General features: G+C 54.8%; 6 protein-coding genes. 3 read left to right on the top strand and 3 right to left on the bottom strand.

Annotated features, from left to right (window positions below; all coding sequences use genetic code 11):
- Nucleotides 1-984, top strand: a 984-nt coding sequence (locus tag B2W52_RS18090) for an NAD(P)/FAD-dependent oxidoreductase (protein WP_286803844.1), incomplete at its 5' end; no start/stop codon positions are given.
- 208 nt (nt 985-1,192) lie between these two features.
- On the opposite strand, the gene B2W52_RS18085 is transcribed toward B2W52_RS18090, so the two are convergent.
- On the bottom strand, nt 1,193-1,696 hold the full coding sequence (locus B2W52_RS18085; RefSeq protein ID WP_104270567.1) for a hypothetical protein: 504 nt from the start codon (nt 1,694-1,696) through the stop codon (nt 1,193-1,195).
- A gap of 481 nt (nt 1,697-2,177) precedes the next feature.
- On the opposite strand from B2W52_RS18085, the gene B2W52_RS18080 reads away from it, so the two are divergent.
- Nucleotides 2,178-3,560 carry a hypothetical protein gene (locus B2W52_RS18080; protein ID WP_286803843.1) on the top strand — a complete coding sequence of 461 codons (1,383 nt, stop codon included), beginning with the start codon at nt 2,178-2,180 and terminating at the stop codon, nt 3,558-3,560.
- Nucleotides 3,561-3,727: 167 nt separating this feature from the next.
- Here the strand turns inward: B2W52_RS18080 and B2W52_RS18075 are convergent, their stop codons facing one another.
- Both B2W52_RS18075 and B2W52_RS18070 read right to left on the bottom strand, forming a co-directional pair.
- Nucleotides 3,728-4,501, bottom strand: coding sequence for a copper resistance protein B (locus tag B2W52_RS18075; RefSeq protein ID WP_063744308.1), 774 nt, complete (start codon nt 4,499-4,501; stop codon nt 3,728-3,730).
- 11 nt (nt 4,502-4,512) lie between these two features.
- A complete protein-coding gene (locus tag B2W52_RS18070) occupies nt 4,513-6,378 on the bottom strand; it encodes a copper resistance system multicopper oxidase (RefSeq protein WP_286803842.1) in 1,866 nt (621 codons plus the stop codon).
- Between the two features lie 207 nt (nt 6,379-6,585).
- Between B2W52_RS18070 and B2W52_RS18065 the strand changes: the two genes are divergently transcribed.
- A partial coding sequence (locus B2W52_RS18065) for a response regulator (RefSeq protein WP_286803841.1) occupies nt 6,586-6,922 on the top strand: 337 nt, incomplete at its 3' end.

The following is a 6,922-nucleotide window of genomic DNA, read 5'->3' as shown; positions in this document are numbered from 1 at the left end:
CTGGAGAACTGGAGCACGCAGCAGGATGCCCTGGCGGTGTTGCAGGAACTCGGAATCACCACCGACTTCAAGCGAGTTCCATGCCGCCGGGGTACCGCCTTTGATGCCTGGGATTCCCCGTACGCCATTGAGAGCATTGAGCCGCTGTTCTACCTGGTGGAGCGTGGCTCCGGGCCAGACACATTGGACACGGCGTTGCTGAGACAGGCCAGGGAACTGGGCGTGCAGGTGCATTTCAAAAGCCGGCTGCGGCATGCCCGGGGCCCGGCCATCCTGGCGACTGGCCCAAAGGCCGCCGATGCCATTGCGGTCGGCTATCATTTCGATACATCCATGCCGGACGGTTTCTGGGCAATTTGTGATAACAACCTTGCCCCTAAAGGGTATGCCTACCTTTTGGTAATGGGAGGCAAGGGAACGGTAAAGAGTTGCATGTTTACTGGTTTCAGGGATGAAGCAAAGTATGTGGAGCGAACTGTCAGTGCGTTTCAGAGGCTGGCCGGCATGGAGATGATGAATCCTCAGCCGCACGGCGGTGTTGGGAACTTCCGCATCCCTGTAACCGCATTGTCCGGGGTGCACCCGGTAGCGGGTGAGCAGGCCGGTTTCCAGGATACGCTGTGGGGCTTCGGGATGCGCGCGGCCATCACCTCCGGCGTGCTGGCCGCACGCAGTCTGCTGCATGGTGACGACTACAACCGGCTTTGGCGAGAATCCCTGGAGCGTCCGATGGCGGCGGCGTTGGTGAACCGCGCGTTTTATGGGCTGCTGGGTAACCGCGGTTATCGCTGGTGCATGCGCCGCCAGGAAAACCATCTGGATGCGCGCGAGTTTTTGCGCCGTCTCTACCGGCCCACACTTGCCAGGCGTCTGCTGGCGCCGTTGGCGGGTTTGCATTTGCGGAGCCAGCGACGGGATATAAGCTGCAATCACGTCGACTGCGGCTGTGTCTGGTGCCGGCATGGCCGGGAGTGGCATACGTAATGCCAACCGTTCGCAAGGACTTCGGAGTTGAGTGATGGATGAGTCGATCAGTCACAGTGGAACATCGTATTATTGTGATCGTACTTGTCTAAGTCTGGCAATGGTGGCAATCATCAATAGTGTAGTGTCGCTGACCGCCACACTCGTGATTGGTGTGGATGTGCAGTTGTCTGTAGGGCGGTTTATATGATGCCCGGGGCTCCGGCATTCATTGCTGGGGGTGATCGCGGCCCTGACGTCTGAGATCAAGCCAGCCTCTGTAGAGCCAACGCAAACCAAAGAGCGAGACTGTTGGAACGATAATCCACTGCGCTAGAGGGGCGATACCTGTGCCAAGGAAGGGAAACAGGGGCATAGAATCATTGTAGCTCCAGCGCTGGCCTGCGCCTGTGGCCCAGGCTTCAAAGACTATGGTTATAAGCAGACCGGTAGCAAAATACGCTCCTAAAGCATGGCGGCGCCACCGCCCCTGTATCCAAAAGCCATCTTTAGTTGCCGCTGCGGCGACGCCATAGGCAAATAGTGCAATATTGGCATCGCCGATTGCCGCCCGCGTGCACAGCCAGACGACCGCACCATGGGACGCCTCCATCATCCCTGTAAAGAAAGGCACCTGGATCATTTCCCAAAAAAAATGCAGCAAAAAGCTGACAGACCAGATTAAAAAAAACAGGAACCAGCCTCTACGTGATGGTCGACGTGAACAATGCATAATCTATCCAGCCAATCTAATAACTTCAGGCAGCCGAAGTTGAAATCGCAACCCTTCATCGCAGCGCCCTCCTGACCACCCGATATTTCGGAAATGGCCAGAACCGGTCCACCCAAAAACAACGGCAGCAGCAAGGAGATAACTCGTCGGTTCATTGCGGCCATCTCGATTTCATGCGCCAAATGGTCGGATTGCATGCTTGGCGCCCAGTATGCCTTTCAATAGTGAGCAATCATAGCACCTCTCCAAGAATGGGCGCTGGGGGCGAAATAGCCTCTTTGATGCGTCGTCAGGTCTGACAGTCTGACGGGTGGGGATGTCAGTACGAAAATCGGGAAAATGAAATTTAGCTGAAAATTCAGGTTCGTTTCAGTTGACCACTACAAGCTTTGTGCGTCAAGATTAAGTGCCGTTTAACTGGCACATCCATATTGAGGCAATAAATCGTTGTCGATATGAAAATTAAAATAAGGAGTTTCAGGTGAGCAAAATCTTCAAATCAATAAGCGCTCCGCTGGCGATAGCTTTAGTAGCAACACCGGCGTTGGCCGCGGAGCCGGTCGGGCGTGCGTCACCAACCGTAGAAGACCTGAAGGTTGAAATAAATCAACTGACGGCTAAAGTGGAAGAGCTCAAGAAAGGCGATTCCCCCTTCACGGTGAACGGTTATTACCGCCTGCAGGCGACCTCAGAAACACAAAATCTGGCCGCGCGTGGAGAAGAGTTTGGCGCGCCCAGTGATAGCAGCAATGCCTTTGTTGACCAGCGCCTGCGTGCAAAGATCACCGGCGACCTCAACGATAACGTGAGCCTGGTTTGGTACGGTGAGTTCGATTCTCCCTGGGGTGAGAAGGGAAGCTGCCAGGGTGACAATTGCGGCAAACTCAGCGCCGATGGCGTTGGCGTTGAAACAAAAAATGCCTACGCTGAACTGAAGGTGCCAAACAGCGACTGGAAGGTGCGAGCCGGTATCCAGGGATATGGTTTCGGTAAATACGAGAGCTTCGTCACCAATGACGATATGAACGGCATCTCCTTTGCGGGCAATGTTGGTATGGCCACGCTGACAGGTGGCTGGTTCAAGTGGGAAGAAAACGATAGAGATTCTGCGGACGACGTGGACTTCTACATGTTGAGTGCCGAACTTCATCCCAGCGAGGTTTTCCACTACGGCCTTACCGGAGCTCAGATCAGCAACAGCAGTCAGGCTGCTCTGAATGGTACGGCGGCTCGAACGGATGACAACTATTTCGGTGCCTACGCCGATTTTACCTATAACAAAATGTCCTATAGCGGCTCGGTACTTTACAAAAAGTCGTCCGGGCGTGACTCTGACGCAACAGATGGCGACACGTACATGTTGAATCTGTATGCCCAGAGGCATTGGGGCAACGCAAGCCTCAAGATTCACGGCATCTACATTCCGGCTGATGACAGCAGCAATGGTGCAGATCGCTTCGCGGCAAACCAGTCAGGCTGGGAGCTGAATAGCAGCAATCTGCAAATCTTCGGAACAGACGTCTACTACAACAATGGTAGTCAGGGTGCTAGGTCAGTTAAGGATGCGGCTTACCAAGGGTATGGTCTGATGGGGCTGATGGTCTCGGGTGATCAGGAACTTTCCAACGACTACTACCTGAAGTACGGCACCGGTTACTTCCGCGTTGCCGACGACGCGCCCGATAGCGCAGCTCAGGCCAACGGCTCAACCCTTGGTACTGAAGTCGCTGCTCAGCTTGGTAAAAAGTTTGCCGGCGTGTATGACATCAGCCTCCGCGGCTCTTACGGTTTCATGGGGGACTTCTACGGAGATGACCCGGAGGATACCTATAAGGTCGTAGCTATGGTCAATATCAGTTACTGATCAACGTGTAATTTCATGATCTGATACAACGGCCGGGCCTTAGTCCGGCCGTTTGTCATTGAGCCGAACATGCGGAAGGTCGGCAATGATTTTGACGAAATCCTCCAAATGAGGACACTAGCTGACCCACGCAAAGGGGCCAGCCTTTTCTACTGGGCATTATCGTACTAAAACCACCACCGGACGCCCGCCACGAAGCTGGAGGACTCGACGTCTTCCCCCTCGCGCTCACGAAGGTCCTCTGTGTTGCCCAGAAAGCGGGTGTAAGAAACACCCACGTAGGGCGCAAACTCCCTCGAAAAGTGGTATCTCAGACGGAGCCCCAGGCCCACATTATTGATGCCACTACCGACGCCCCACTCCTCAACATCGCTGAAGGCAACGAGCGTTTCGCCGCGGCCCTGCAAAATGAGCCTTTGGGTCAGCAGCCAGTCGTACTCGGCTTCAAGATCGTATGACACGTCACCGTCGTCGGTGACTCGGAGATTTGTGTCTACCTCAAACCAGTAGGGGGCAAGTCCCTGCAATCCAACAATGGCCGAATAGCGCTCCTTATTAGGGCTGGGGCCAAACGTTGTCTGGGCACCCAATCCTGTCTGTATATCCCAGAAGCGATCGAAGCGATAGCTGTACTGCACATCAAAATTTTCGATGTCGCCGCTGTCGCTGGATAGATCAGTCTCACCTTCCGTTTCGACCCAGAGCCGATTGCGATCTTTACCAATCCAGGCCTGGGCGTCCCACAGGGCCAATTCGTTGTCGCCGTCACGCTGGTATTCCATCCGGTCAAACAGAACCTGGCCAAACACCTGGTTGTCGTGTATCGGCAGCGTCCAGTCCGGTTCGGCCTGAACGCCAGTACCGGCGGCGCCGGCTCCCGAGGCAAGCGTTAAGGCTGAGGCACCCACAACCCACTTGATGCGATTCATCATAATGTTCATCCCCTATCCCGTTAAACGACCGACACGACACGAAACATGCCTGCGTCCATGTGGTACAGAAGGTGGCAATGGAAAGCCCAGTCACCCGGTGCATCCGCTGTGATCAGCGCGGATACACGCTCGCCGGGTTTGACGGAAATCGTGTGTTTGCGTGGACGATATTCACCTGCACCGGTTTCCAGTTCCATCCACATGCCATGCAGGTGAATGGGGTGATCCATCATCGAGTCGTTGACGAGGATCAATCGCAGGCGCTCGCCATGGTAGAACTTGACCGGGCCATCGACTTCAGAGAACTTTTTGCCGTCGAACGACCACATGTAACGTTCCATATTGCCGGTAAGGTGCAGTTCCACCTCGCGTTCGGCCGGGCGCTTGTCGGGCCAGCCCTCAATGCTCTGCAACTGGGAATAAGTCAGCACCCGATGGTTGGCTGTTTCAAAGCCTACACCAGGGTCATCCAGACGCGATTGCGGGCTGGAAGCCACCATGGCCGCCCCGGGACCGTGATTATCAGGGCCATGGGATATCGGCCGACCCGCCGTCGGGACCTCATTCATCGTTGCTTTGTCCGAGCTCATCTTGTTCATTCCCGAGTCGGCGCCATTCATCATCATTTGGCCATGGGCTTTGTCGTTGCTGCCTGACATCATTTCCATCTTGCCACCCATGTCCATGCCGCTGTCCATGTTCATATCGCCGTCCTTGCCCATGGCGCCCATGCTCATCGCGCCCATGCCCATGGCGGCCATACCGCGCTCGGTTCGCGGATACATGGGCGGTACTGGCGCCTCCATTCCCTTGCGGGTGGCTAACGTTCCGCGCACATACCCCGACCGATCCTGTGACTGGGCAAACACGGTGTGAGCCGTGTCGGTTGGCTGTACAATCACGTCGTAGGTTTCCGCCACGCCAATGCGGAATTCATCCGTTTCAACGGGTTGCACTGGTTGGCCGTCAGCGGAAATAACCGTCATCGGGAGGCCCGGGACACGGACATCAAAGTAGGTCATCGCCGAGGCATTGATGAATCTCAGGCGAATTTTCTCGCCGGGACGGAACAGCCCGGTCCAGTTACTGGCAGAAGGCGATCCGTTCATCAGGTAGGTATATTCAGAAGCGGTTACATCCAGAATATCCCGGGGGCTCATTCGCATTCTGCCCCACATGCCGGCTTTGCTCCACGCAGCATCCCAGCCCATGGTTTCAACATCCTTGAAGAAGTCGCTAACGGTGCGCTGGTTGTAGTTATAGTAGCCCTCTGCCACTTTCAGGTTGCGGAATACGTCCTCGGGAGAGTCAAAGGTCCAGTCAGATAGAACCACAACGTATTCGCGATCATAGGCCACCGATTCGGGCTCGGCAGGATCAATGATAATCGGCCCATAGTGGCCTAGCTGTTCCTGAAGGCCAGAGTGGCTGTGGTACCAGTAGGTGCCATGCTGTTCGACCGGAAAACGGTACTCAAACGTTTCGCCGGGCATGATGCCGGGAAAGCTGACGCCAGGAACGCCATCCATCTGGTACGGCAGAATCAGACCGTGCCAGTGAATGGATGTTGCCTCCGGTAGCGTATTGGTGACACGCAAGATTGCCTCGCGCCCCTGTTTGAGGCGCACCAGAGGCGCTGGCAGAGTGCCGTTGATGGTGATGGGCTGTTCCGAGACTGTGCCCCCTATCTTGAGAGGTGTTCTCGCGACGGTCAGGTCGTAGATGTCAGCGCCATTACGCACGGTGTGAAATGCGTTCGTGTTGTCCAGTTGTCCTCTAGCATAGGCCGGCAACAAGCTGTCGAAACCGGCAAGAAGTCCCATCGTGGCAGCTCCTTGGATAAAGCGCCGCCTGGACACACCTGCATAGAAATGTCTATCGCTCATAGGTTGCTCCTAAAACCATGTATATACAGCTTCTTGCGTTCGTGACTCGATTATTGATGCTACCCGGTGCAACTGAAATCAAACTGAAAAGTCGACCGGTAACCCCCCATTTTTAACGGGTTGCTGTTTTTCTGGGGAGTTGCCGTTACTGGTACAATCCATGGCAGACTGGCGAAACTTTCCCACCACGAAAAACGGCGCTTACAAATGAAAATTCTGATTGTTGAAGACAATGCTGTACTTGCCAAAAAAATATCGGACTGGCTTGCGCAGGCGCACTACACAGTCGATGTCGCCAAAACCGGCAAAGAAGCAGACTCGTTGATTGAAACAAGCTCCTACCAGGCCGTTATTCTCGATATCGGACTGCCCGATGAAAATGGACTGTCTTTAATGCAAAGATGGAGAAAAAACGGGAAAAAAGAGGCCATCCTTATTCTGACCGCACGCTCCAACTGGACTGAGAGAGTAGAAGGGTTGAACGCGGGTGCCGACGATTACCTTCCCAAACCGTTTGAGTTTGATGAACTGAAAGCCCGGCTCA

This window comes from Marinobacter sp. UBA2498, assembly GCF_002341575.1.
Lineage (GTDB): Bacteria > Pseudomonadota > Gammaproteobacteria > Pseudomonadales > Oleiphilaceae > Marinobacter > Marinobacter manganoxydans.
This window is presented reverse-complemented; position numbering and strand designations above follow the sequence as displayed.

Bases quoted from the DNA above. Each gene is read 5' to 3' on its own strand.
- B2W52_RS18085 (WP_104270567.1), bottom strand. From the start codon at position 1,696: ATGCATTGTTCACGTCGACCATCACGTAGAGGCTGGTTCCTGTTTTTT.
- B2W52_RS18075 (WP_063744308.1), bottom strand. From the start codon at position 4,501: ATGAACATTATGATGAATCGCATCAAGTGGGTTGTGGGTGCCTCAGCC.
- B2W52_RS18070 (WP_286803842.1), bottom strand. From the start codon at position 6,378: ATGAGCGATAGACATTTCTATGCAGGTGTGTCCAGGCGGCGCTTTATC.